Consider the following 24,567-nt stretch of genomic DNA (forward strand, 5'->3'; position numbering starts at 1 on the left):
TTAATTTTTTTATAAATTCGTAATAAATAATTTCATATTATGAATTTACCCTGGCATTTATATTTAATGGCTGTGCTTTATATTATTGCCGGATTAAATCATTTTAGGAATCCCGGAATGTATATCAGAATCATTCCTCCTTATTTCTCAAATCCCAAATTACTAAATACTCTAAGCGGAGCTGCCGAAATCATTCTCGGCATTCTCCTCCTGATTCCTTCTACAAGCCCTTTTGCTGCATGGGGAATTATAGTATTATTAATTGCTGTATTTCCTGCTAATCTCTTTATGTACCGTAAGAAAAAAGGTTCTTTTTCTTGGCTAAAATTTATTTTATTAATACGTTTGCCCTTACAAATCGTATTGATTGTATGGGCGTACTTATATACCCGTTAATAATTAAACTATTAATTAAAATTATTTTATTATGAAAAAATTATTTGCAGAATTTTTCGGAACATTCTGGCTTGTTTTTGGTGGTTGCGGCAGCGCAATCTTTGCAGCCGGAATTCCTGATTTAGGAATTGGTTTTGCCGGTGTAGCCTTAGCATTTGGTTTGACTGTATTAACAATGGCATATGCCGTTGGGCATATTTCGGGAGGACATTTTAACCCTGCTGTTTCATTTGGTTTGTGGGCCGGCGGAAGATTTCCGGCAAAGGACCTTATTCCTTACATTATTGCTCAATGTGTTGGAGCGATAGCCGCAGCAGGTACTTTGTATACCATTGCATCAGGAAAAGCCGGTTTCGTAATTGATAATACTAAAGCCGGAGCTTTTGCATCAAATGGTTTTGGAGCATTCTCACCAGACGGGTATTCTTTACAATCTGCTTTTATTGCTGAATTTGTATTAACCTTGTTTTTCTTATTGGTTATTCTTGGTGCAACAGATAAGTTTGCCAATGGCAGATTTGCCGGTATAGCAATTGGTTTAGCTCTGACTTTAATCCATTTAATTAGTATTCCTATTACCAATACTTCTGTAAATCCTGCAAGATCATTATCTCAGGCAATCTTTGTTGGCGGAGAACCATTATCACAGGTCTGGCTGTTTTGGGTAGCCCCAATTTTAGGAGCTGTTGTAGCCGGTTTTATATATAAGACATTATTACAAAATCACGCAGAAGCGTAACACAAACTTTTACTAATTCATAAAAAATTAAAATATGTCATTTCTATATTTTTTACTTATTGGAGCAATTTCCGGATGGCTGGCAGGTCAAATCTGGAAAGGTGCCGGTTTTGGACTCCTTGGCAACATTGTCGTAGGTATTGTTGGCGGAATCATTGGTGGCTGGATTGCAGGTAATCTGGGTATTGGAGGCGGCGGACTTTTATGGCAAATTATAATTGCTGTTGGAGGGGCTTGGGTACTACTTTTTATCATTAGCCTGATCAAAAAAGGATAAAAACATTTCACCTAATAAATTCATTTAAAGAGAAAATCAGATATATTTATATTCGGTTTTCTCTTTTTTACATCCCAACAACCCGGATTCATCTTTTCATAGAACACGCAAAACTTTACTTTTATGAATGATATAGTAGCATATTTCAGTACAATTCCGTCCACCCACCGAAGCTTAATTCTGGTTGGGGGAATTACTATTTTTTGGCTCATCGAAAATGCTTTTCCGTTATTTCATATGCGGTATAGAAAATGGCATCATGCGGGAATCAATTTCTTCTTGACATTTACGACCATAGTAGTCAATTTTGTTTTAGCTTTTATCTTAATTAAAACGGCAAACTGGACCACCGAAAATCATTTTGGTATCCTGCAAAGACTGCCGGAGATTCCGCTTTGGCTGTAAACTCTTATCGGATTACTTTTGTTAGATTTAACAGGAGCTTATCTGGCACATTATGTTCAGCATAAATTTAAATTTTTATGGCGTTTTCACATCGTTCACCATACTGATACCTGGATTGATACTACAACAGCAAACCGTCATCATCCGGGAGAAAGTGTAATCCGGTTTGTATTTACAACACTTGGCGTTTTGGTTGTGGGTAGTCCTATGTGGATGGTATTTTTGTATCAGAGTTTATCTGTAGTATTTTCACAATTTAATCATGCCAACATTTCTTTGCCCGATAAACTAGATACTTTTTTGAGTTATTTCATCATTTCGCCCAACATGCATAAAGTACACCATCATTATGTCCTGCCTTACACAGACAGCAATTACGGAAATATCTTTTCGGTTTGGGATCGTCTTTTTGGCACTTTCACCAGCTTGCCCAAAGAAAAGCTTATTTATGGATTGGATACTCATATGGCAACGGAAGAAAACAATCAATTGAAAAATTTATTAAAAATACCGTTTCAAAAATCAAGATCTGCAAAAAACAGTTAAAATCATTAAAAAAAATATCCTTCATCGAACCAAGTAATTATTTTTTTTATTAATATTGATACTTAATTTGAAAATCAATCTATTAATCATTAACCCCTATTTTGAATTAATTTTCACGTGATGAAAAAGAGTAACCGCAAAGAATTGAATTGGGAACAAACGGAAAGACTTGTTTCGTTAGCTTTAGAAGAAAAAAATCCATTTGAGATCATTAAAAAAGAATTTGGATTGGCAGAAAAAGAAGTTTTGGAAATCATGAAGAAGAAAATGCCTCTTGAAAAATTTGAAATGTGGAAAAAGAAGGCAATCGCAAATAAACCAAAACCAAAACCCGTTAAAATAGATGATTTTGATGAAGATTTGGATGGCAAATATTATATAAAAAACAAACTAGACTAAAACAGAACTCCTGAAATTCAGGAGTTTTTTTATATTTTTTAACTCAATGTAACTTTTTTACATTTTGTAAGTCAAATAGCAATAATCAAACTCAAACAAATGAAGAAAATACTTTACACCTTAGCTCTTGCGGTGACACTTTGGAGCTGTAAAACCGGAAGCTCAACAGGTGCTGCAAAAAGCAATGTTGTAGATGTTAATATTAATCTTGTTGACGTAAAAGACGATAAGGTTTTAGTAACCGTTACTCCTCCACAAATAAAAACAGACGAAATTGTCTACAGTATTCCTAAAACAGTTCCCGGAACTTATTCTACAGATAATTATGGTAAGTTTTCTGATGGTTTTAAAGCTTATGATGCAAAAGGAAATGAGTTAACAGTAAAAAGAATTGACGATAATTCATGGTCTATCTCTAACGCCAAAACATTAAAAAAGATTACTTATCTGGTTGGCGATACTTTTGATACTGAAAAAGGAACCGGATTTGGTAATGATGATGTATTTTCACCTGCAGGAACCAATATCAATGCAGGAGTTAATTTCCTGGTGAACACACATGGTTTTGTAGGTTATTTCCAGGATAAATTAGATGTTCCGTACAAAGTTACGATTACACATCCTGAAACACTTTGGGGGGCAACATCAATGACTGATGAAGATGCAAGCAACACCAGTGACGTTTTTACTACTTCGCGTTATGCTGTTTTGGTCGAAAATCCAATTATGTATTCTAAACCGGATTATACCACATTTAATGTAAACGGAATGGATATCTTGATTGCAGTTTACTCTCCAACAGGAAAATTTACTGCCGAAAGTATCACACCGGAAATGAAAACAATGATGACGGCGCAAAAAAACTTTTTAGGTAAAGTAAATGCAACTAAAAAATATACTGTTTTATTGTACTTATCCAGTATGGCCAAAGATGATGCTCATGGTTTTGGAGCTTTGGAACACCCAACTGCCACTACAGTAGTTTTGCCTGAAACAATGCCAAAAGACAAGTTAGTAGAATCAATGAAAGACGTGGTTTCTCATGAGTTTTTTCATATTGTAACACCATTAACCATTCACTCAAAAGAAATTCAGTTTTTTGATTATAATGCACCTAAAATGTCTGAGCATTTATGGATGTATGAAGGGGTAACAGAATATTTTGCAAACCTGTTCCAGATCAATCAGGGATTAATTAATGAAAATGAATTTTATACGCGTATTGCAGATAAAATCGAAGAAGCAAAAGGCTTAAACGATACAATGTCATTTACTGTAATGAGTAAAAATGTACTGGAGCAGCCTTATAAAGATCAATATTTAAATGTATACCAAAAAGGAGCATTAATTGGAATGTGTATTGACATTATCATTAGAGAGAAAAGCAATGGCGAAAGAGGAATTCTGGATTTAATGCACAAGTTATCTAATGAATATGGTGTTGAAAAACCATTTAACGATAGTGAGCTTTTTGCTAAAATCACTGAGTTAACGTATCCTGAAGTGGGTGAATTCCTAAATAAATATGTTGCCGGAACAACCCCAATTCCTTACGATTTTTATTTAGCCAAAGTAGGTGTTGGTAAAGCATCTGAAAAAGTTCCGGGATCAATTTTCATCAAAGGACAAAATCCATACATTGGAGTTGATAAAGCTACTAAAGTAATCAGTGTACGTCCAGAAATTGACCTAAACGTGTTCTTTACGAATTTGAATTTAAAAGCCAATGATCAAATCCTTACTGTAAACAATAAAGCATACAATCTGGATAATATCTATGACTTAATCACAGAAAGCGAAAACTGGAAAGAAAATGATCCAATTACGATCAAAATAAAACGTGCCGGTGCTGAGCAAACTATCAAAGGAACTGTGAAGATACCATTTGAAGAAAAAGAAACTTTTAAAGTAATCGATCCTTCAAAAGAAAAACTTAGAAATGCATGGTTAAAAGGATAATTTTCTTTTAGCATTTATCATAAAAAAAACCGACAATTACTTGTCGGTTTTTTTATGCAAGTTTAATACTTTACAAAGATTTCAAACTCATCTGTTTATTTCTTAGCTGGAAATTTCCAGTCAAATTCGTCTTTATCGTTGATGATAGCGCCAATTTCAAACTTTACTACTTCATCAAATTCTGTTTGAAGAATAAACCAATTGTCTTCATTGAAATAATTTTCGAAAGTATCAAAAGTCTCCTGATTGTATTTCGTAATTCCTTTTGTCGCTAAATCTTTCTTAACATCAGCAATTTTTCTTCCGATTATTTTGAATCCGAAAACTTCTAAATCATTACTTGAAGCAACAAGATAACCTAGTTTTAAATCTTCTTCTTCATAAAATGTCAATCTGATTTTGTGGGCATTATATACAAAAATCACATTATCATCTTCGTCTTTGTAATTTTTATCAGGTTTTCCTAAAGCAGCCGTTACATCGTTTTGCTTCATTCCGAAAAGCAATTTATCAATTCCTGATTTTAGATTTACTTTCATATTTAATCGTCTTTATTTGAAGTGCAAATTTCGTGAAGTTTTTCCTTGTTTCGTCACGAATTACACAAATTTTCTCGAATTTTAATATTGTTATGTCTGTCTAAGCTCCCTTTTATGTCCGGCTGAGCGAAGTCGAAGCCATTTTGGTCGTGAAAGCTTTTCGACTTCGCTCAGGGTGACAACCGAGCCTAACAGGCTTTTAAAAACCTTTTAGGTCTGTCATGAAGCTAATTTTGGTAATTCTTCTTATTCGGTTTGGCACTCATGTAAAATGTAATTTTTCCGCCATTGATAACATCTTCATGTTTTAAAAAAGGCTTTTTAAGTTCTTTTCCATTCAAAAGTACTTTGCTCACAAACACATTTTTATCGGATTGATTAACGGTTTCAACTTCGAAATTTTTTCCACTTTCTAAATTAAAGATTGCTTTTTTTACTAACGGACTTCCTAATGCATATTCATCAGAACCCGGCGCAACTGGATAAAATCCTAAACTGCTGAAAATATACCAGGCACTCATTTGACCAAAATCATCATTTCCTCCTAAACCATCAGCGCCATTTCGGTACATTTTTTTCAGGATCATTCTGATTTTGTCCTGTGCTTTCCACGGAGAATTTGTCCAATCATACAAATACACCACATGATGTGAAGGTTCGTTTCCATGAACATAATTTCCAATAATTCCGTCTCTCGTAATATCTTCTGTATTTTCAAAATATTTGTCTGGCAAATGCATGCTGAATAAGGAATCTAACCGCACATTAAACTTCTCATTTCCGCCCATCATTTTAATCATATCGGCAGGATCCTGCGGAACGTACAAACTGTAATTCCAGGAATTTCCTTCAATAAAACCTTGTCCGTGCGTATCTAACGGATCAAATTCTTTTTTAAAAGTTCCATCGTTTAATTTCGGACGCATAAAACCTGTTTTTGCATCGTAAACGTTTTTATAATTTTTAGATCTTTCGATGAATTCATTATAAATATCCGTTTTCCCTAATTTCTTAGCAGCCTGTGCAATTGCCCAATCATCGTAAGCATATTCTAAAGTTTTAGATACTGATGATCCGTTTTTATCTTCCGGAACATAACCCATCTTCATATAATATTCCAATCCGTCATAATAAGGTACTTTTGCTGTATTTACACATGCCTGAAGTGCTTTTTCGGGATCAAAACCTGTATTGCCTTTTACAATAGCATCAGCAATAACAGAAACAGAATGATACCCAATCATACACCAGTTTTCATTGGCATAATGTGACCAGACAGGCAACATTTTATGTACACTCTGATCTGAATGTGCCAGCATCGAACTGATCATATCAGAATTGCGTTTAGGCTGAACTAAATTGAATAAGGGATGCAAAGCTCTATAAGTATCCCATAATGAATAGCTGGTATAGTTTTTAAAGTTTTCGGCTTTATGAACATTCATATCAAGACCTTTGTAGTTTCCGTCTAAATCCATGTATTCTGTTGGACCTAAAAAGGCATGATACATTGAGGTATAAAAGTTTACCAGATCTTCTTTTTGTATGGTTTCTACCTGAATTTTATTCAATTCGTTATTCCATATTTCCTGACTTTGTTTTTTTACTTTTTCGAAATCCCAGCCCGGAACTTCTTTTTTCATGTTTTCAAGTGCTCCGGCAGAACTTACTGGCGATAAAGCCATTTTAATTTTGATTTTTTCACCTTCTTCAGTATTAAAATCAAAGAATAATTTCAGGTTTTGACCTGCCATTTCAGGAAAGTTTTTGGTTTGGTCAAATCTTCCCCAAAAACCTCTGTAAACACTTTTTTCTACTGCAGCTTGTCCGTAGCTTTTAATAGGTTTACTAAAAGACATGGCAAAATAAACGGTTCTGGTTCTCGCCCATCCGTTAGTCTGACGGTATCCTGTAATTAAAGTATCATTTTCTACACGAACAAATGTCCACACATTCTTTTTGTCGTAGTTGTAAATTCCCGATGTCAGATCTAAAATAATATGGGCTTCTTCAGATTTTGGAAATGTATATTGATGCATTCCTACTCTCGTTGTTGCTGTAAGCTCAGCTTTAATTTTATGGTCTTCTAAAAATACGCTGTAATAAGCAGGTTCTGCTTTTTCGGTCGAATGAGAGAATGCTGATCTGTAACCTGATAGTGGTTTTGAGGCTATTCCGGGATTCAGTTGCAATTTTCCGGTTGTAGGCATAATTAAGAAATCGCCCAGATCTGAATGTCCTGTTCCGCTAAAATGGGTATGGCTAAAACCTACGATAGTTTTGTCTTCATATTGGTATCCGGCACAATATTTATAAACATCTCCATTGTATTTTCCGTTTAAACTGTAAGCAATGGTATCGGTTTCCGGACTTAACTGTACGCTTCCAAACGGAACTGTTGCTCCGGGATATGTATGTCCCATTTTTGCGGTACCAATCATGGGATCAACATACTGAATGAGGTTTCGTTTTTCGATTGTTTTTTTCTGTGCTTTAATTTCATTGGCAAAACCAAAAGCTAAAATGGATAACCCGAAGAGAAAACCTTTGCTATTTACAATATTCATCAGTTATTTTTTTATTATTATTTTATGTCTTTAATAAAATCAATGTCTTACTAAAACGATTTAATACATTTTTCAGGTTAGAAAATTACAATAAAATATGGGTTTTAAAAAATATAGGCTAAAAAGGTTTTTGAATATCTTTGAAGATCTAAAAAAGACAATTTGTAGATGAAAAATTATATTTTATTTCTGGTTCTCTCTTTCTCAACATTTGGTTTTTCGCAAAAAACAGAAAGCTACAAATTGTCTAAAGAAGAAATAAAACAACGCGAACTGAATCAAATTTCAGATTTTCCTATTTATAAAGCATTTGAATGTTCAGATAAAAGCGGTGTTTATGAATTGCTTTTGTGCGAAAATCAAAAAAACATTTCTAAAAAAGATACTTTAAACACTAAAATTGAGGCTATTTGTACCATGAATGACCATGGTGGCTTTTTAGAAAAATGGAGAATTAAGGATTTACTGGAAAATTACGATCCTAAAGAAACTACAATCTGGTTCTGGACAAAATATTGCAGTACTAAAGATCTTGATGGCGATGGTTATATTGATCCGGTTATTGTTTATGGATCAAAAACAGAGTATGGAGAAATAAGACGTGTAAAAATTATAACGGTTTACAAGAACAAAAAATACGCAATTCGCGCGGTTGAATGTGATTTAGATTATTGCAGAAGTTTCAAAAAAGATGAAAACTGGAACTCATTACCTCCGAAAATAAAAACTTATGTAAATGAATTAGTTGCAAAAATTAGAAAAGAGCAAAATTTGCTATTGAAAGATGGGTAATGGTAATATCAATTGCAAAATTCAATGGCAATGACAATATCAAATATCAATGGCAATCGCAAAATTCAATGGCAATGGCAAAATTCAATGGCAATGACAATATCAAATCTCAATATTAATCTATAATTCTTAATTTTTAATTCTTAATTTTTAATTCTTAATTTTTAATTTGACTTTTAGGTTCTCTTTTACCTCATCGAACCATTCATTTTTCAGGATGCTTAAAACGATAGAATCGCGACGTACTTCGCTGTTGGCTGTTGGCATATGGTTTCGTAAAATGCCTTCGACTTTACATCCGATGCTTTTCATGGCGGCAATACTGCGTTCGTTATTATTATCGGCACGAAATTCTACTCGTTCCATTCCGAGGGTTTCGAAAGCAAATTGAAGTAATAAAAATTTGCAGTGCTTATTAAGTCCGGTTCCTCTAAAAGCTGAACCATACCAGGTATATCCTAATTGAAGGGTTTTGAATTCGAGGTTCATATCGTAAAAACGGGTTGAGCCTGCATATTTTTGAGTTTTTTTATCGAAAACAATAAACGGAAATTCTTTTTGATTTTCTCTCGCTTTTATTGCCAGTTGAATGTATTTGATCAGATTTTCTTTTCCGTCTGCACCAACCAATGAATATTTCCAGGTTTCGGGTTCGTTGATTGAAATTTCTAATAAGTTATCGACATCTGATTCTTGCAAAGAACGCAATAAAACCTGATCGTCTTCTAAAATTATATTATCTGAGAAATTAAAGTTTGAATTTGTCATGGCTTATGTTTTTGAGAGTCTTATGAAATCTTTTTAAGTCTTGTGCTGTTTATAAAATAATCGCTTCCATAAATCAGATATCTGATTTAATTAAATCTTTTATCTTTTTTAATTCCTTTAATTTGCCAAAAGATTCCCAGAAGTAATCCAACTGCACCTCCTAAATAACTAAAACTGTGCATTTCAGAAACTGCAATAAAATTTTTCACGTTATGAATTTCAAGCGGAAAACAGCAATCTGAGTCTAACCGGGAAAAACCGAGAAATCCATAACATAATCCAATAAATCCAAATATTAGAGATGTACTTAACGTAATTAGGGTCGCCCCTTTTATACTTTTTATCATTTGTCTGATATCTGAATGAAATAAACTTACAATTGAAAATACAGTACCTGTAATTAATCCCATCCACCAAGTTGACCATCCTCCAATTATTGAAGCCGTTAATCTTGGAGTATCTTGTCCATATTCTGTAAATCCAAATCTTTCAAACATCAGTTTGGTGAAAAATTCATCAGAAACAGTAAATGTAAATTGATTGTGAATTACACCATAAGATACTGCAATAATAACACTTAAGAAAATAGAGGTTATAAATAGTAATGCTTTTTTCATCAATTTTCAGATATCACAAAAATAGATTATTCACTCATTTCATCGTATCGTTCCGGCACTTGCGGATCATATAGCGGACATTTGAATTCCTGCATTACATCTACAAGTTTATTCATGGTTTTACCTTCGGTTCCGTAGCAGTCGATTTTTATACTTTGTGGTGTTGTAATTACCTGAAAAGCACCTTTTCCTGAGTTATTTTTCCAGCTGTTTTCATCGACTCTTTCCCATTGTGAGAAAACAGAATTGATTCGGTTGATGATAACTGCTACCGGAAGTGTTTCAAGACCTTCGACTTCTTCTTTTTCTACAAGTGCTTCGTAGACTTCATGATGGTTTAGATAAACTTCTTCTAAATATCTCCAAAAAAGTAATTCGTACATAGTCTGGTGTTTTTTAGCCCCGATAGTAGTGAAAATCCTTTTATCTGCCACAGCGGATAAAAGATTGTAACGAATAGCGGGATTAGCTCCTAAAAAAGCTAATTATTAATAAAAAAGGTTCTGTTGTAAACTCCAGTATAAAAACCTTTGTAACTCAGAACCTTTAAACCTTTTTAACTCAAAATATTAATATTCGAAAGTTCCGTATTCACTGGTGATAGTTAATTTCTTAGCTTCTGAAGCTTCTACTCTACCTACGATTTGTGCATCGACATTGAACGATTTTGAAATCGCAATGATATTCTGTGCAATATTTTCCGGAACGTAAATTTCCATACGATGTCCACAGTTAAAAACCTGATACATTTCTTTCCAGTCAGTTTTTGATTGTTCCTGAATTAATTTGAACAATGGCGGAACCGGAAATAAATTGTCTTTTATAATGTGTAAATTCTGAACGAAATGTAAAATTTTAGTTTGCGCTCCTCCACTACAATGCACCATTCCGTGAATATCTTCTGGTGTGTAAGTATCTAAAATTTTCTTGATGACCGGAGCATAAGTTCTGGTTGGAGAAAGTACTAACTGACCTGCATTTATTGGACTGTTTTCTACCTCATCTGTCAGGTTTACCTGTCCGGAATAAATTAATTCTTCGGGTACAGCGGCATCGAAACTTTCCGGATATTTTTGGGCTAAATATTTTCCGAAAACATCATGACGTGCAGAGGTTAGTCCATTACTTCCCATTCCGCCGTTATAACTTTTTTCGTAAGTTGCCTGACCAAAAGAAGCTAAACCAACGATTACGTCACCAGCTTTAATATTGGCATTGTCTACTACATCGCTGCGTTTCATACGGGCAGTTACGGTAGAATCTACAATAATCGTACGAACTACATCTCCAACATCAGCAGTTTCTCCGCCTGTTGAATGAATGGTAACTCCAAATGATTTTAGTTCGTTGATTAATTCTTCTGTCCCGTTGATGATTGCTGAGATAACTTCGGCAGGAATTAAATTTTTATTTCTTCCAATGGTTGAAGACAGCAAAATATTATCGGTTGCCCCAACACATAACAAATCATCAATATTCATGATTAAAGCATCCTGAGCAATTCCTTTCCAAACTGAAACATCTCCTGTTTCTTTCCAGTACATATAGGCTAATGATGATTTTGTACCTGCACCATCTGCATGCATAATCAGGCAATAATCCTGGTCCTGTGTTAAATAATCAGGAACGATTTTACAAAATGCTTGAGGAAATAAACCTTTATCGATATTTTTTATGGCGTTGTGTACGTCTTCTTTTGATGCCGAAACACCTCTTTGTGCGTACCTTTTGCTTGAATCTGAACTCATGAAACTTAGTTTGTGTTGATGTGGTGCAAAGATAATCCCTTTTTTTAATTCTTAAGGCTATACGATTTAAAATTGAATACTTTGGTTCACAAAAAAAATTCGGCAGGTTTTGTAACACTGCCGAATTTTTAGGCAATCTGGTTTTAAATTTTGGCATTTAAAAGTTATTCCCAGTCCGGCATAGAGGTTCCGGAAAACAGAATGATTCTTGAGTTTGTTGCTCCAATAGTAGTTTTTACAATGTTTTTTACTGAAATACCATCATTTGAGGTATTGGTAAAAATAAGTTCTGATTCATTTGGCGAATATCGAACGTCGAGATCATTTGTTCCCAGAATTTTCTCTGTTGCGATTTGGGTCAAAGTTCCTGCTCCAAAATTATATTCGAAGATTCTGGAATCGAGTTGTCGGTAATTTAAGTTTTCAAAACCGGCTACATCTCTGGTATAGACTAGTTTTTGTCCTGTTACAGAAAAGTGCAATCCGCCGGCTGCTCCGGTTTGTCCTGAAAGTATTGAGGTAAGCACTACTCCTGCGGTATTAATGACATAAATTTCGACATTGTAACCGTTTGCATCATTTACTTTTAAGGCAATTTTTGATCCATCGGCACTCCAGTCGCACTCTGATATAAATTTACCGTTTGGAGTCTGGAATATTTTGGTTAATCCGCTTCCGTCGCTGCTGATTTTGTATAATTTATCAAAATTAGGGTAAATCAATTCACTTCCGGAGGCATTCCACGAATAGTCGATATAATCTGAGTTAAAACCGGCTATTGGTACTGAACTGGTTACTCTTTTTATTCCTGTACCGTCAAAATTCATGGTGTAAATATCGTTCTGAGAACCGTTTGTTCCTATAAAAGCTATTTTTTGTGCCTGGTTATTTCTTCTCGGACGCCAGTAATTTTTATCTGAACTTGTTAACTGATATTGTTTTCCTGCATCATCGGCTGTAAAAATAACATTGTTTCCGTTTATAGTTTTTACAAATAAATATCGGGTAGTTGGAAATGCTAATGTGGTAAAGGCACTTACTGTACTTAAAACAGGGGTGTTTATACCATCTGTTGCTTCAACCTGCCAATAGTATTTGGTACCATAAATCAGATCTGTTAAGGTTAGTTTCTTGTCTTTTATGCCGTCATAGGTTTTTACATCGCTATTGCTGCTGTTTCTAAGGGTTACTTTAAAAGTAAGAACATCATTATCGGGATCTGTATCAGTCCAGGTTAAATCCAGCGAAACGGCCTGATTTATACTATTATCTACCGGACTTACCAGTACAGGAACTGTTGGCGGCTTATTATTGGCTGTGGCTGTTTTGAGTTCAAAAACAACTTCTGAGGTATTGTTTGCCGTTACGGTTGTAGCTTCAAATTTGGCTATAAATCCATCTTTTTGAGCCTGAAACGAGTATTCGCCTGTTTTTACATTCGAAACTGTAAATTTACCATCTGCATCTGTAAACACAGTGCTTGAAGTTGGGCTTGAAAGTATCTTGACATTCTCGATTGGCACAAAACTATCTGCATTGACCACTCTTCCGGTAACGGTACCATATTCTGAGTCTCCTATTTTTTCTTCACTACATGAAACCAAAAACAATAAAAAAAGTACGCTTGTTATGTTGTATATATACTTCATTATTAATTTGTTTTTAAATTTAAACTTTGTCGTTGTATTTTAAAATATGCTGTTTTTAATTACGCTATTTTTTCTTTTTTCCGAAATAATAGGTAAGCCCTAACCCGAATTTATAATAGTAATCGTCCCGGGTTCCTGCCTTGATATAGTCGACATTATCACTGAAGTTGATATTTTGCTCAGCAAATAATTTTACGCCAATCCGGTCTGATGCCATATATTCTAAACCTGCACCAAACTGAACTTTACTGTATGTGTTTTCAAATTTCCGGTTCATGGCAAATCCTCCCCCTCCGTATAAATAAGGTGTTAATTTGTCTTTAGGAAGCAAAATCCATTCGAGATTAAGATCGTAAGTGATATAACCTACATCGAGTAGATTTTTATTGGCGAGATTGACGACGTTTGTTGAAGCGCTGATATTAAAGGCGGGCGTTATAAAGAATTTCAAAGCGCCACGACCAAAAGGTCTTAAAAGCGGATCTTTATAATCTCCATTCATTAAGGTAGAACCACCAGAAATCTCGATCGCAAATTTACTTCTCCTGTCTTCCATAACCCTTCCATAAAGTCCAGTTACATCGGCTGTTTTGGTTTCTTCATTATAAGCTTTCAGTAAATTATCAACCTGCCATTTTGGTGCATCGGCTTCCCATATATTATCTTTTATTCCTTCCAGGATCAAAGACTCAACGGCTTTTTCGATGGCTTCTGTAACCGCCATGTGTACGGGTTCATTGGTTGTATAACCAGTTTCTACCTCAAGCAGTCTTTTAAAGTTTACATATCGAAATAAGCTTTCGTCAATCGCCTGTGATAAAATGGTTTTGGAAATATAAACCGATTTCAGAATTTTTCCGTTGGATGTTGAAATCATTCTCAAATACACCGTAACACGATCCTGACGGTATTTTACTGATGCTCCTGCTCCAAAATATCGTGCTCCAAAACCTCCTGTAATGATGTTAGAATCATACGAAACGATTCCGCCTTCTAATAAAACTCCGGCATATAATAAAGGAGTTAATTGCGGATCATTAGGGTTGGCATTTTTTACATATTCCTGACGTGTTGCCCGAATCAGATTTCGTTCCTGAAGTAAATTCCCGATATTTTCGCGTTCTATGGGCACAAACCATTTCGAATCTTCAAGTGCTTTTATCAATATAGAAGTGGCACCCTGGGTTACGGCTGTACTAAAACTGCTTCCGTTTTCCTGAGGTTTATATTGTCCGGTCTGATCTCTGAATTTGTAGACTCCCACGACAACTGGTTCTTTTGGCTTTGGCAAATCTTTTAATAAGGAAGTTGCAGGAGTTCCTTCTCCTAAAATGGCTTTTTCAACGCCTGTTGGCTGATTGTAATAGGCACCGCAACCCGAAAAAAGAAATCCGGATACTATAAATAAGTAGTGATGTAATCTCATGTTATTGATTTGGGATAATTACCTGAGTTTGTTCTCCTGTATTGGTGTCTAAAATGTTAAGGGTAAGCCCGCCTGAAGATGGGTAAACGTCGACTGAATAGCTTCCGAAGGTATAAGAACCTGCTTTAATACCATCAGTACCAAATTGTTGTTTGTAAAGCTGACTGGAAATCTGACTTAATAGCTGCGAATTTAAATTGGCTTTAAATCGCTCCAGATCTGTTTGTGTAGCAGTCTCGGCTGTTTTATCCTTCTGCTTATTTTGAGCTTCTGCACTGCTCAAGAGCCATTGATAATTGAATGTGTCTCCCCCAAAGGCTGGATTTACGGGTTTATAAACTAAAGCCTGCGCGTTTATAAGTGGAGAAATGAGTAGTAATACTACCAGGGTTACAATAAATTTCATGTCGTTAATAATAAAATTAATACTGAGTGAAATATTTTCGGTGCTTTTCTTTTTCTTTAAAGTAAGTAAAGGTTGCATTTACAGATTCTTCTGCAACTGCATCTAAAAATTCATCGTCTGGTCTTGCGAGAAACTCATATATAACTTCGTTATCTACAGATACGGTTATGGCTGTATTTCTTGCAAAACTATATTCTTCACCTATTGTTACTATTTTTTCAGCATTTATTCCAATATCATTGTACTTGTAATAATACCGATCATAAAAATCTTTACCAATTTTTGTTTTGGTGTCGTCTGTAATGATTCCTCTCAACACAAATCCGTCAGCAGGAAGTATTATTACATCGTCTTTTTTTTTTCTTCACCCAAAACCACACGATCTTTTGCTATTATTTGTTTGTTTTCATCATAAAACAATAACAAAACGATTACCTCATCATCTTCTGAAAGATTGATCTGAGAGGTAGATAATTTTTGCAGTTCGTTGGGTTGCAGAGTAAAAACACCAACCTGATCGTTGTTAGACTGATTATTACTTTTACTATTATTTTTTATAACTGACATTCTGTAGGCAGCACTCCTGATTACATCTGTGAGGTTTTCAGCAGTTCCTGTAATTTTTATATTACCTTCGATTTTTTCGATTTCCAGTTTAGCTTTTATTTTGTCCTGGGGAACCTGACCATAAGTAATGGCAGTAAAAAACAGTAATACGAAAATGATATGTCGATATAAAAAACGCATGTTTTTAATTTATTTGTTAATGAGAATTATGGAGGCTCCATTTCCTGTCTGGGTAATTTTCATGTTTTTTGACAGTGAATTGGTTCCAATACTTTGTATGTTTTGATTGTCTCCTTTTTGGATCATTTCCATGTTTACATTATAGTTCGTGTATAATGTAAAATCAGAAATCTTATTGTTGTCGCCTTGCTGAATAATGCGTTGCGTTAATGTTTTAGCATTTTTATCTAAAAGCAATTCATTTCGGTCTCCATTTTGATCCACAGCAACTTTTGTTTCATTTGATCTTAAGTTTGCCACTACTTTATTTAAATCCCCTATTTGCTGTATCTGAATACCGGCCTGAATTTTTGAATTTAAATCGTCCTGTGCTTTTTTATTCATACTCGAAACAACGCTTAACGCTTTTTCTTTTGAATTAAAAACCGAAGAACTATAAGGCTTAAAATCTGAATTATCTTCTTTTTCCTGTGCATAAAATACAATGGGAAAAAGTAAAAATAATGCGATATTTAAAATGAAAGTTTTCATCGTAATTGATTTAGATTAAAAAATGAGATAGTCACGTTCTATGACTATCTCATCTTTATTTTTCAAAATTACATACCTGATTGTGTAACTGTAATAGTATTCATGTTTCCGTTAGAGAAGGCAACACTACTATGAGCAGCACCAGTTTGAGTAACGGTTGCAATATTTTTGTTTCCAATTTGCAATGTACTTTCAGTTAACTTAGTACCGTTTTGAACAGTTGTTGCGCTGTTTTCATCACCATATTGATAGTGGTATGATTTGTTGGCATCTGCAGCAGAAGTTCCTGTTGGAGAAGTTTGAGTTTGCCATGATTTGTTTTTAACACCACCCTGAGAAGCATATGCAATGTTGTTGTCTCCTGTTTGAGTCTGAGTAGCTTCATTTGAGTTATGAGGTGCAAATGGCACTGCTACTGCCGCTACAGTTGCAAGTTGAGCTGCTGAAAAAGGAGCTCCGGTTGGTTTTTCATTTCCGGTTGTACCCTGATCGATAGTAGCATCGTTACTTTTTCCTTTTTGTACCTGAGTTGCTTTATCAAATCCGCCAAGTGCTGATACCGGAGGAGCGATCTGATCTTGCCAGATTGTTGCTTTGTTCCAGTCTCCTGTTTGAGTTTGATACGCTTTGTTGTCGTGGTTACTTTGAGAAATAAAAGCACCATTGTTGTTACCTTTTTGTTTTACATCAGATAAATTGTTTTTAGCATTGTAAATACCCGGCTGAATTCCCTGATACACTTCGGATTTGTTGCTGTCACCTAATTGATCAACTGTAGCTCCGTTAGTAGCTCCATTTTGAGTAACAATACCAGTGTCAGAATTACCATTTTGATTTACTGAAGAGGTGTTACCTTGCGCAAAAGCTGCGACTCCCACAAACAGCATCGCTGAGATGCTTAAAATTACTTTTTTCATAATAAATATATTTAATTGGTTATTAATACAACTTATTATGCAGGTTCGCGATTTGGGGAAAAATATGGGGCTTTTCAACTTCATTTGAAAACAAAATCTAAATCTTATTTTCTCTTTTCATGACCAAAATTAGAAAACTTATTAATACACGATTCAAGTAGAAATACCTATTTTCCAATAACTTAACTTCTTTTCGATGAACTGTAAAACTATGTCGATGAACTACTAAAATGGCTAAAAATATAAATAGGAAATTACTGTCTTATTACAATTAATTTACATTTAGCCCCAAAGATTTGTTAAAAACAATATTCATTACCCATTATTTTAACATTAAAACAAAAAAAGCCCATCTTTAATTTGATGGGCTTTTAAGAAAAATTAACTTCTTATTTATTTTGTAAACAATAATTCTCTGTATTTTGTTAAGGTCCAGCTTTCGTCATCAACCAATAATTCTAATTTATCACAATGATTACGGATATCTTCAAAATACGGTTTCACATTATTACAGTATGCTTCTGCCATTTTTTGGGCATCTGTTAAGTGGTTTGCCGTTTTTCTTTCGTTGGTCATAGCCAGTACTTTTGAATTAATTCCTTCAATATGACCTGAAATTTCTTTAATTAAAACGATTTGCTCTTTTGCAATGGTTTCAAATTCCTTCCCGAAGATTTCTTTTAATCCTTTTACATTTTCGATTAATGTATTTTGATAGCGAATAGCAGTTGGAATTACGTGATTTCTTGCAATATCTCCTAAAACTCTTCCTTCGATCTGAATTTTTTTAGTATATTCTTCCAGTTCTATTTCATAGCGTGCCTCTGCCTCTACATGATTTAAGATTCCTAATTCAGAAAATAAATCCAGGGCTTGTTTAGAAACTTTAGCTTTTATAGCTTCAGGTGTTGTTTTAAAATTGCTCAAACCTCTTTTGGCAGCTTCTTTTTCCCATGCTTCACTGTATCCGTCACCTTCAAAAAGTATTTTTTTAGATTGTTTAATGTATTCTCTCAAAACATTAAAAATAGCATCGTCTTTTTTCATGTCTTTTGACTCGATCAAAGTATCGACTTCTATTTTAAAATCTTTTAATTGTTTGGCTACAATACCATTAAGGGTTGTCATTGAATTTGAACAGTTTGAATTTGATCCTACTGCTCTAAATTCGAATTTATTTCCTGTAAAGGCAAAAGGCGAAGTTCTGTTTCGGTCTGTATTGTCTAATAACACATCCGGAATTTTACCTACTACATTTAATTTTAAATCTGTTTTTTCTTCCGGAGATAATTTTCCTGTGGTTACGCTTTCTAATTCCAGTAACACTTTTGATAATTGTGCTCCAATAAAAACCGACATAATTGCCGGAGGTGCTTCATTTGCTCCTAATCTATGATCGTTACTTGCTGTTGCAATAGAAGCTCTTAATAGTGTTTCGTAATCATTTACCGCTTTTATGGTATTGATAAAAAAGGTAAGAAATTGCAAATTGCTCATTGGCGTTTTACTCGGACTCAATAAATTGACTCCTGTATCTGTAGCCAGCGACCAGTTGTTATGTTTTCCGGAACCGTTTACACCTTTAAATGGTTTTTCGTGAAATAATACTTTAAAATCATGACGCTCTGCCACTCTTTGCATTACATCCATCAATAAAGAGTTGTGATCTACGGCAAGATTGGTTTCTTCAAAAATAGGTGCCAGCTCAAATTGGTTAGGCGCTACTTCGTTATGGCGTGTTTTTACCGGAATTCCTAACAACATACATTCCTGCTCTAAATCTCTCATATAAGTTAAAGCACGTGTTGGAATTGACCCGAAATAATGATCGTCTAATTGTTGTCCTTTTGCAGAGGTATGCCCTAATAAGGTTCTTCCGGTCATCATTAAATCCGGACGGGAATTTGCCAAAGCTTTATCGATCAGAAAATATTCCTGCTCCCACCCTAAAGTTGCCGTTACCTTTTTTACGTTTTTGTCAAAGTATTTACAAACCTCAGTTGCAGCTTCATCAATTGCAGATAAAGCTCTTAACAACGGAATTTTGTTATCTAAAGCTTCTCCTGTATAGGCAATAAAAACGGTTGGAATACATAAAGTTGTTCCATAAATAAATGCCGGAGAAGTTGGATCCCAGGCTGTATATCCTCTGGCTTCGAATGTATTTCTGATTCCGCCATTAGGAAAACTCGAGGCATCCGGTTCTTGTTGTACGAGTTGTGCTCCGCCAAATTTTTCTACAGGATCACTTCCGTCATAAGATGTTTCAAAAAAAGCATCGTGTTTTTCTGCAGTTGTTCCTGTAAGCGGCTGAAACCAGTGTGTATAATGTGTAACACCTTTTGATAACGCCCATTCTTTCATTCCCATGGCGATGTAATCTGCCAGTTTTCTGTCTATTTTAGTTCCGTGCTGAATGGCGTCTCTTACTCCTTTTAAAGCATCCGAAGTCAAAAACTGCTTCATTGCTTTTTCATTAAACACATTTGAACCAAAAATATTAGACTTTCTGTCTATTTCTTCAAAATGTACCGGCTTTCTTGTAGAAGCTTGTTGTAAAGCTTGGAAACGTAATGTTGACATGTATATAATTTTAAAAATTCGTAATCATTTTCATTAAAAAAAGAGGAACAAATATAAACAATAAAACGCCCTGTTTAAAACATAAATTTTAGATTTTTAAACGACGATTTTTCAACATAACATCATTTTTTCAAAGAATAATGAATTTGATTCAAAGAAATATAACAAAATACCTTAGCATTCTTCATTAAATAAACATTTTTTCATAATTCCTTAACGATGAATTTTAAAAATCATATATAATTTTTGCGAATTTATTTTTTAAAGGTGTTAAAAATTGCTTTTTACAAAATATACCCCTCTCAAAATTGCGCTTATCCAAAAAATTATAGTCAGCAAAACAAAATAGCCCCCTAATTTTTAGGACTAAAAAAATAAATCTATATTTGACCCAACGAAAAAAAACAAAAAAATTAATTTATATTATTATGGCTAAAATTAAGTTAGAGTACATTTGGTTAGATGGATATGAACCAACTCAAAATCTTAGAAGTAAAACTAAAGTTGAAGAGCACGAAAATTTCAAAGGAACATTAGCTGAACTTGGAAACTGGTCATTTGATGGTTCATCAACAAAACAAGCTGAAGGTGGTTCTTCTGACTGTCTTTTAGTTCCGGTTGCAATCTATCCAGATCCAACCCGTATCAATGGATGGTTAGTAATGTCTGAAGTTATGTATGCTGACGGAACTCCACACCCTTCTAACGGTAGAGCTACAATTGATGATGATAATGATGATTTTTGGTTTGGATTCGAACAAGAGTATTTCATCATGGATACTAAAACTCAACTTCCACTTGGATTTCCAGTTGGAGGATACCCTGCTCCACAAGGGATGTACTACTGTTCAGTAGGTGGAAAAAACACACACGGTAGAAAATTAGTTGAAGAGCATGCTGATTTATGTATCGCTGCAGGAATCAACTTTGAAGGAATCAACCAAGAGGTTGCTTGCGGACAATGGGAATTCCAATTATTCGCTAAAGGTGCCAAAAAAGCCGGAGACGAAATCTGGGTTGCCCGTTACTTACTAGACCGTTTGACTGAAAAATATGGTTACTATATCGAATACCACCCAAAACCTCTGGGAGATACTGACTGGAATGGTTCTGGAATGCACGCTAACTTCTCTAACGAAGTATTAAGAACATGTGGAGATCAGGCAACTTACGAAAGAATTTGTGAGGCTTTCCGTCCTGTTACTGCTGAGCATATCGCAGTTTACGGAGCTTACAACGACCAACGTTTAACTGGTAAACATGAAACTGCTTCTATTCACGATTTCTCTTATGGAGTTTCAGACAGAGGATGTTCTATCAGAATTCCTTTGATGACAGTTCAAAAAGGATGGAAAGGTTGGTTAGAAGACAGAAGACCAGCTTCAAACGGAGATCCATACAAAATTGCTGCAAGAATTATCAAAACTGTTAAATCAGCATTATAATTCAAAGCTTAGATTATATACCAGAAGTGCCATCGTAATTGTTGGCACTTTTTTTATTTATCAGTGTTGAACATTTCCATTTTCTAAATATAAAATGCACTCTAAATTCAAAAGGAACCGAGAACCAATAACTGCATTTCGGCTTCGCTCAATGTGACAATTTTTTTTTGTATTTCTAATGTGCTAAATAGGACAAACGCGATGTCAGTTCGAGCGGAGTCGAGAACCATTTGCTGCATTTCGACTTCACTCAATGTGACAGATCTATTATCATACAGAGTTAGCAAACCACTTATACACCTAAAATCTAAAGTTAACTTTAAACAATTTCCTTTTTAAGTTAAATATCATAAGCTATCTTTGTAGTAACCACTAAAAAATAACGAATTATGATAGTCTGGATTTTATTTTTATTAGCCGTAGTTCTTATTCTTGCGTTAGACCTGGGTGTTTTTAATAAAAACCCTCATATTATAAGTACTAAAGAAGCCAGCAAATGGACTCTTATCTGGGTTACTTTATCTTTTCTTTTTTCAGGAGTTATTTACTGGCTTTACACCACAGATTTTATTGCAAATCCGGATAAGCTGAAACCAGCTGTCGCCTCAATGAAGTTTATTACGGGTTATTTAATCGAACTGTCTTTAAGTGTCGATAATATTTTTGTGATTGCGATTATTTTTGCCTCATTCAAAATTCCGCAAAAATACCAGCATCGTGTTTTATTCTGGGGAATCCTGGGCGCGGTTATTTTCCGCGGACTCATGATTTTCTTTGGCGTTATGTTAATCAATAAATTTGCCTGGACTACTTACGTCTTTGGTGTCTTTTTACTTTTTACTGCTATAAAAATGCTTTTTTCAGGAAAAGAAGAAGATTTTCATCCCAAAGATTCCTTTATCTATAAGTTTTTAGGAAAAGTGATTCCGATAACTTCTCAAATGGAACACGAGAAATTTTTCATTCTCACAGAGAAAGGAAAAAAAGCAGCAACTCCGCTGTTTGTTGCCCTTATTGTAATTGAATTTATGGATGTTCTTTTTGCTGTTGACAGTGTTCCTGCAATTCTTGCGATTACAAAAGATCCTTTTTTAGTATTTAGTTCTAATATTTTTGCCATTCTCGGACTACGTTCGATGTATTTTTTCCTTGCTAATATGCTGGCAAAATTCAGTTATCTGGAATATAGTTTAATCGCGATTTTAAGTTTCGTAGGATTAAAAATGCTATTACACGAATGGTTTCCTGTACCGGAATGGGCTTCGTTAGGATTTATAGCGGTTTCATTATTAGTGGGGATTCTGGTTTCTTTAAAATTTGGAGAAGAAAAAGAACTTAGTGATGCTGATCAGGAATAATATTTTCAATATATATTCATAAAAAAAGGAAATCTTACGATTTCCTTTTTTTATTTTATTTCAGCAATTAGTTTAATTTCTTAACATTACTATCATCAATATTATATTTCTTGATAACTGCATTGTAATCTGAAAATTCAGATTTATTAGCTGATTTACCAGTTGTAGAGAAACCTCCAGGAACAATTACAATTCTAAAAGTTTGTTTATTAAGAAACTCTGGAGTTAAGGATAAATCATAATTTCCACCTGCATAAATTGTAAAATCTTGCTTACTAAAGTCAAAATCATAATCAAGTTCTCCTTTTGAAGTGTATAAAGTTCGTGGAATTTGTTGCCAAACTGGTGTATTAGAATCAATAGTACCCGCTAATCTATAAATCAAGATAACATCAGAAGGAAAAATTGTAGGGTTTAACTTTTGATAAATATTATATCCATCATTTGCATTATAGGCAAAATTCACATTTTGAAGCTCAAAAACTTCAGCAATCAATCCATCTTGTCCAGGAGGCCCTTCTGGTCCTTCACAACTAGAAAACACGATTAATCCAACAACTGCGAAAAGGGTAAGTATCTTTTTCATAATATTTAATTTTTAAGATTTATAAAAGGTATTCCAAAAACCAAACCAAAAAAAAAATTTTGGTTAATTCAGTATTAAAAATTTTAAGATTTCTTTACAACTTGCTGATTTTTAAGCAAAATTTTGTTAAAGAATAATACATGGTAAGGTAGTGAATTTTCCCAATATTCCCAAGTATGTGCTCCGGGACGTTCTGTATAATCGTGATCTACTTTATTGTAAACCAATCTTCTGTGTAATTCTCTGTTGGGTTCTATCAAAAAATCGTCTACTCCGCAATCAATAATCAAAGCCAGTTTGTTTGCTTTTAGCTTATCTAACATTCCCATTACAGCATATTGTGCATACATTTCTGAGTTGTCGCTTTTATCTCCAAACACAGGCTGCATTAATTTAACTACCTGTGCAGAAGACTCCCGATTAAGCATCGTGCTCATATCTACGGCTCCGCTCATACTGCCAGCGGCACAAAATAAATCGGGATGTTTGGCAGACAAATACAAAGCGCCATGTCCTCCCATAGAAAGCCCCGTAATAACGCGTCCGGTTCTGTTGCTTATCGTTCTATAGGTTTTATCTACTTTTTGAATGACTTCCTGCGTAATAAAAGTTTCAAACTGACTGCCTTTGTTTACCGGACTGTCCAGATAAAAACTAAACGTTTCGCCTTCTGGCATTACAATAATTATATTGTACTGATCAGCTAAGCTTTGTACTAACTTTTTATTTGGCGTATTTTTTAACCAGTCACTAAAATGTCCATAAGCGCCATGTAACAAATACATAACCGGAAATGCCGATTTGCTTTTTGCATACGAATTTGGTAAAACAACCGCAGCTTTATAAGTTTTGCTCATGGCGGTACTTGCAACTTGTAAAGTATCTACTTTGGCAGCATAACTCATTGACGTTACGCATAAAAGGAAAGCAAATACCAAAAATCTAAAGTTTCTCATATTTATTTTTTTCTGATTAGGGATTGTAAATATACTTTTTTCTAAATAAATCATATGAAAAATCTGATTGGTTTTTCTGTAATTATGTTATGATTTTGCAGATGATTAGAAAAAGGTTTGTCTCAAATTTGCACGAATGAATGGTTAAAAAACCCATTTAATCTGCGGCAAAAATTCTGTAAATAAAAAAACCATTCGCCGCAACGAATGG

The 24,567-nt window shown here is 34.4% G+C and carries 24 protein-coding genes and 1 pseudogene; 9 read left to right on the top strand and 16 right to left on the bottom strand.

Annotated elements, in window-relative coordinates; genetic code table 11:
* Window positions 1–39: 39 nt before the first annotated feature.
* The 6 genes and pseudogenes from A4F88_RS14055 to A4F88_RS14080 all read left to right on the top strand — a co-directional run bounded on the left by A4F88_RS14055 (window position 40) and on the right by A4F88_RS14080 (window position 4,721).
* Window positions 40–396 carry a DoxX family protein gene (locus A4F88_RS14055; protein WP_068843239.1) on the top strand — a complete coding sequence of 119 codons (357 nt, stop codon included), beginning with the start codon at window positions 40–42 and terminating at the stop codon, window positions 394–396.
* Between the two features lie 31 nt (window positions 397–427).
* Complete coding sequence (aqpZ, locus tag A4F88_RS14060) at window positions 428–1,135, top strand: aquaporin Z (RefSeq protein ID WP_068843240.1); 708 nt, start codon at window positions 428–430, stop codon at window positions 1,133–1,135.
* Between the two features lie 34 nt (window positions 1,136–1,169).
* On the top strand, window positions 1,170–1,412 hold the full coding sequence (locus tag A4F88_RS14065) for a GlsB/YeaQ/YmgE family stress response membrane protein (RefSeq protein WP_068843241.1): 243 nt from the start codon (window positions 1,170–1,172) through the stop codon (window positions 1,410–1,412).
* Window positions 1,413–1,535: 123 nt separating this feature from the next.
* A pseudogene (locus A4F88_RS14070) lies at window positions 1,536–2,363 on the top strand (sterol desaturase family protein).
* A gap of 120 nt (window positions 2,364–2,483) precedes the next feature.
* Window positions 2,484–2,762 carry a DUF2805 domain-containing protein gene (locus A4F88_RS14075; RefSeq protein WP_068843242.1) on the top strand — a complete coding sequence of 93 codons (279 nt, stop codon included), beginning with the start codon at window positions 2,484–2,486 and terminating at the stop codon, window positions 2,760–2,762.
* Between the two features lie 99 nt (window positions 2,763–2,861).
* Complete coding sequence (locus tag A4F88_RS14080; RefSeq protein ID WP_068843243.1) at window positions 2,862–4,721, top strand: M61 family metallopeptidase; 1,860 nt, start codon at window positions 2,862–2,864, stop codon at window positions 4,719–4,721.
* A 95-nt stretch (window positions 4,722–4,816) separates the two neighbouring features.
* Here the strand turns inward: A4F88_RS14080 and A4F88_RS14085 are convergent, their stop codons facing one another.
* Entirely contained in the window at window positions 4,817–5,260 is a 444-nt protein-coding gene (locus A4F88_RS14085) for a hypothetical protein (RefSeq protein ID WP_068843244.1), read from the bottom strand.
* A 227-nt stretch (window positions 5,261–5,487) separates the two neighbouring features.
* Entirely contained in the window at window positions 5,488–7,827 is a 2,340-nt protein-coding gene (locus A4F88_RS14090) for a GH92 family glycosyl hydrolase (protein WP_068843245.1), read from the bottom strand.
* A gap of 168 nt (window positions 7,828–7,995) precedes the next feature.
* On the opposite strand from A4F88_RS14090, the gene A4F88_RS14095 reads away from it, so the two are divergent.
* Window positions 7,996–8,619, top strand: a complete 624-nt coding sequence (locus tag A4F88_RS14095; RefSeq protein WP_068843246.1) for a M949_RS01915 family surface polysaccharide biosynthesis protein — start codon at window positions 7,996–7,998, stop codon at window positions 8,617–8,619.
* 150 nt (window positions 8,620–8,769) lie between these two features.
* On the opposite strand, the gene A4F88_RS14100 is transcribed toward A4F88_RS14095, so the two are convergent.
* The 12 genes from A4F88_RS14100 to A4F88_RS14155 form a co-directional block, all read right to left on the bottom strand.
* Window positions 8,770–9,387 carry a GNAT family N-acetyltransferase gene (locus A4F88_RS14100; RefSeq protein WP_068843247.1) on the bottom strand — a complete coding sequence of 206 codons (618 nt, stop codon included), beginning with the start codon at window positions 9,385–9,387 and terminating at the stop codon, window positions 8,770–8,772.
* Between the two features lie 86 nt (window positions 9,388–9,473).
* Entirely contained in the window at window positions 9,474–10,004 is a 531-nt protein-coding gene (locus A4F88_RS14105) for a hypothetical protein (RefSeq protein ID WP_068843248.1), read from the bottom strand.
* 26 nt (window positions 10,005–10,030) lie between these two features.
* Window positions 10,031–10,387, bottom strand: coding sequence for a hypothetical protein (locus tag A4F88_RS14110; RefSeq protein WP_068843249.1), 357 nt, complete (start codon window positions 10,385–10,387; stop codon window positions 10,031–10,033).
* A gap of 186 nt (window positions 10,388–10,573) precedes the next feature.
* Window positions 10,574–11,752, bottom strand: a complete 1,179-nt coding sequence (locus tag A4F88_RS14115; RefSeq protein ID WP_068843250.1) for an AIR synthase related protein — start codon at window positions 11,750–11,752, stop codon at window positions 10,574–10,576.
* 164 nt (window positions 11,753–11,916) lie between these two features.
* Window positions 11,917–13,401 carry a carboxypeptidase regulatory-like domain-containing protein gene (locus A4F88_RS14120; RefSeq protein ID WP_068843251.1) on the bottom strand — a complete coding sequence of 495 codons (1,485 nt, stop codon included), beginning with the start codon at window positions 13,399–13,401 and terminating at the stop codon, window positions 11,917–11,919.
* A gap of 64 nt (window positions 13,402–13,465) precedes the next feature.
* Window positions 13,466–14,827, bottom strand: a complete 1,362-nt coding sequence (locus A4F88_RS14125) for a CsgG/HfaB family protein (RefSeq protein ID WP_068843252.1) — start codon at window positions 14,825–14,827, stop codon at window positions 13,466–13,468.
* A gap of 1 nt (window position 14,828) precedes the next feature.
* Window positions 14,829–15,233 (bottom strand): curli production assembly/transport component CsgF, encoded by a 405-nt coding sequence (locus A4F88_RS14130; protein WP_068843253.1) that lies wholly within the window; start codon window positions 15,231–15,233, stop codon window positions 14,829–14,831.
* Window positions 15,234–15,249: 16 nt separating this feature from the next.
* A complete protein-coding gene (locus A4F88_RS14135; RefSeq protein WP_245179122.1) occupies window positions 15,250–15,552 on the bottom strand; it encodes a curli production assembly/transport protein CsgE in 303 nt (100 codons plus the stop codon).
* Window positions 15,553–15,575: 23 nt separating this feature from the next.
* The gene (locus A4F88_RS14140; RefSeq protein WP_068843255.1) at window positions 15,576–15,980 is read right to left on the bottom strand and encodes a hypothetical protein; all 405 of its coding nucleotides are present in this window, start codon (window positions 15,978–15,980) and stop codon (window positions 15,576–15,578) included.
* Between the two features lie 9 nt (window positions 15,981–15,989).
* Entirely contained in the window at window positions 15,990–16,511 is a 522-nt protein-coding gene (locus A4F88_RS14145; RefSeq protein WP_068843256.1) for a hypothetical protein, read from the bottom strand.
* A gap of 68 nt (window positions 16,512–16,579) precedes the next feature.
* Entirely contained in the window at window positions 16,580–17,428 is an 849-nt protein-coding gene (locus tag A4F88_RS14150; RefSeq protein ID WP_068843257.1) for a hypothetical protein, read from the bottom strand.
* 393 nt (window positions 17,429–17,821) lie between these two features.
* Window positions 17,822–20,011, bottom strand: coding sequence for a glutamine synthetase III family protein (locus A4F88_RS14155; RefSeq protein WP_068843258.1), 2,190 nt, complete (start codon window positions 20,009–20,011; stop codon window positions 17,822–17,824).
* Window positions 20,012–20,439: 428 nt separating this feature from the next.
* Here A4F88_RS14155 and A4F88_RS14160 point away from each other — a divergent pair, with 428 nt between their 5' ends.
* A complete protein-coding gene (locus tag A4F88_RS14160; RefSeq protein ID WP_068843313.1) occupies window positions 20,440–21,456 on the top strand; it encodes a glutamine synthetase beta-grasp domain-containing protein in 1,017 nt (338 codons plus the stop codon).
* A 389-nt stretch (window positions 21,457–21,845) separates the two neighbouring features.
* Window positions 21,846–22,814 carry a TerC family protein gene (locus tag A4F88_RS14165; RefSeq protein ID WP_068843259.1) on the top strand — a complete coding sequence of 323 codons (969 nt, stop codon included), beginning with the start codon at window positions 21,846–21,848 and terminating at the stop codon, window positions 22,812–22,814.
* Between the two features lie 67 nt (window positions 22,815–22,881).
* Here the strand turns inward: A4F88_RS14165 and A4F88_RS14170 are convergent, their stop codons facing one another.
* Window positions 22,882–23,400, bottom strand: coding sequence for a hypothetical protein (locus A4F88_RS14170; protein WP_068843260.1), 519 nt, complete (start codon window positions 23,398–23,400; stop codon window positions 22,882–22,884).
* Between the two features lie 83 nt (window positions 23,401–23,483).
* A complete protein-coding gene (locus A4F88_RS14175; RefSeq protein ID WP_068843314.1) occupies window positions 23,484–24,356 on the bottom strand; it encodes an alpha/beta hydrolase in 873 nt (290 codons plus the stop codon).
* Between the last annotated feature and the right edge of the window lie 211 nt (window positions 24,357–24,567).

Source organism: Flavobacterium chilense (assembly GCF_001602525.1).
GTDB lineage: Bacteria > Bacteroidota > Bacteroidia > Flavobacteriales > Flavobacteriaceae > Flavobacterium > Flavobacterium chilense.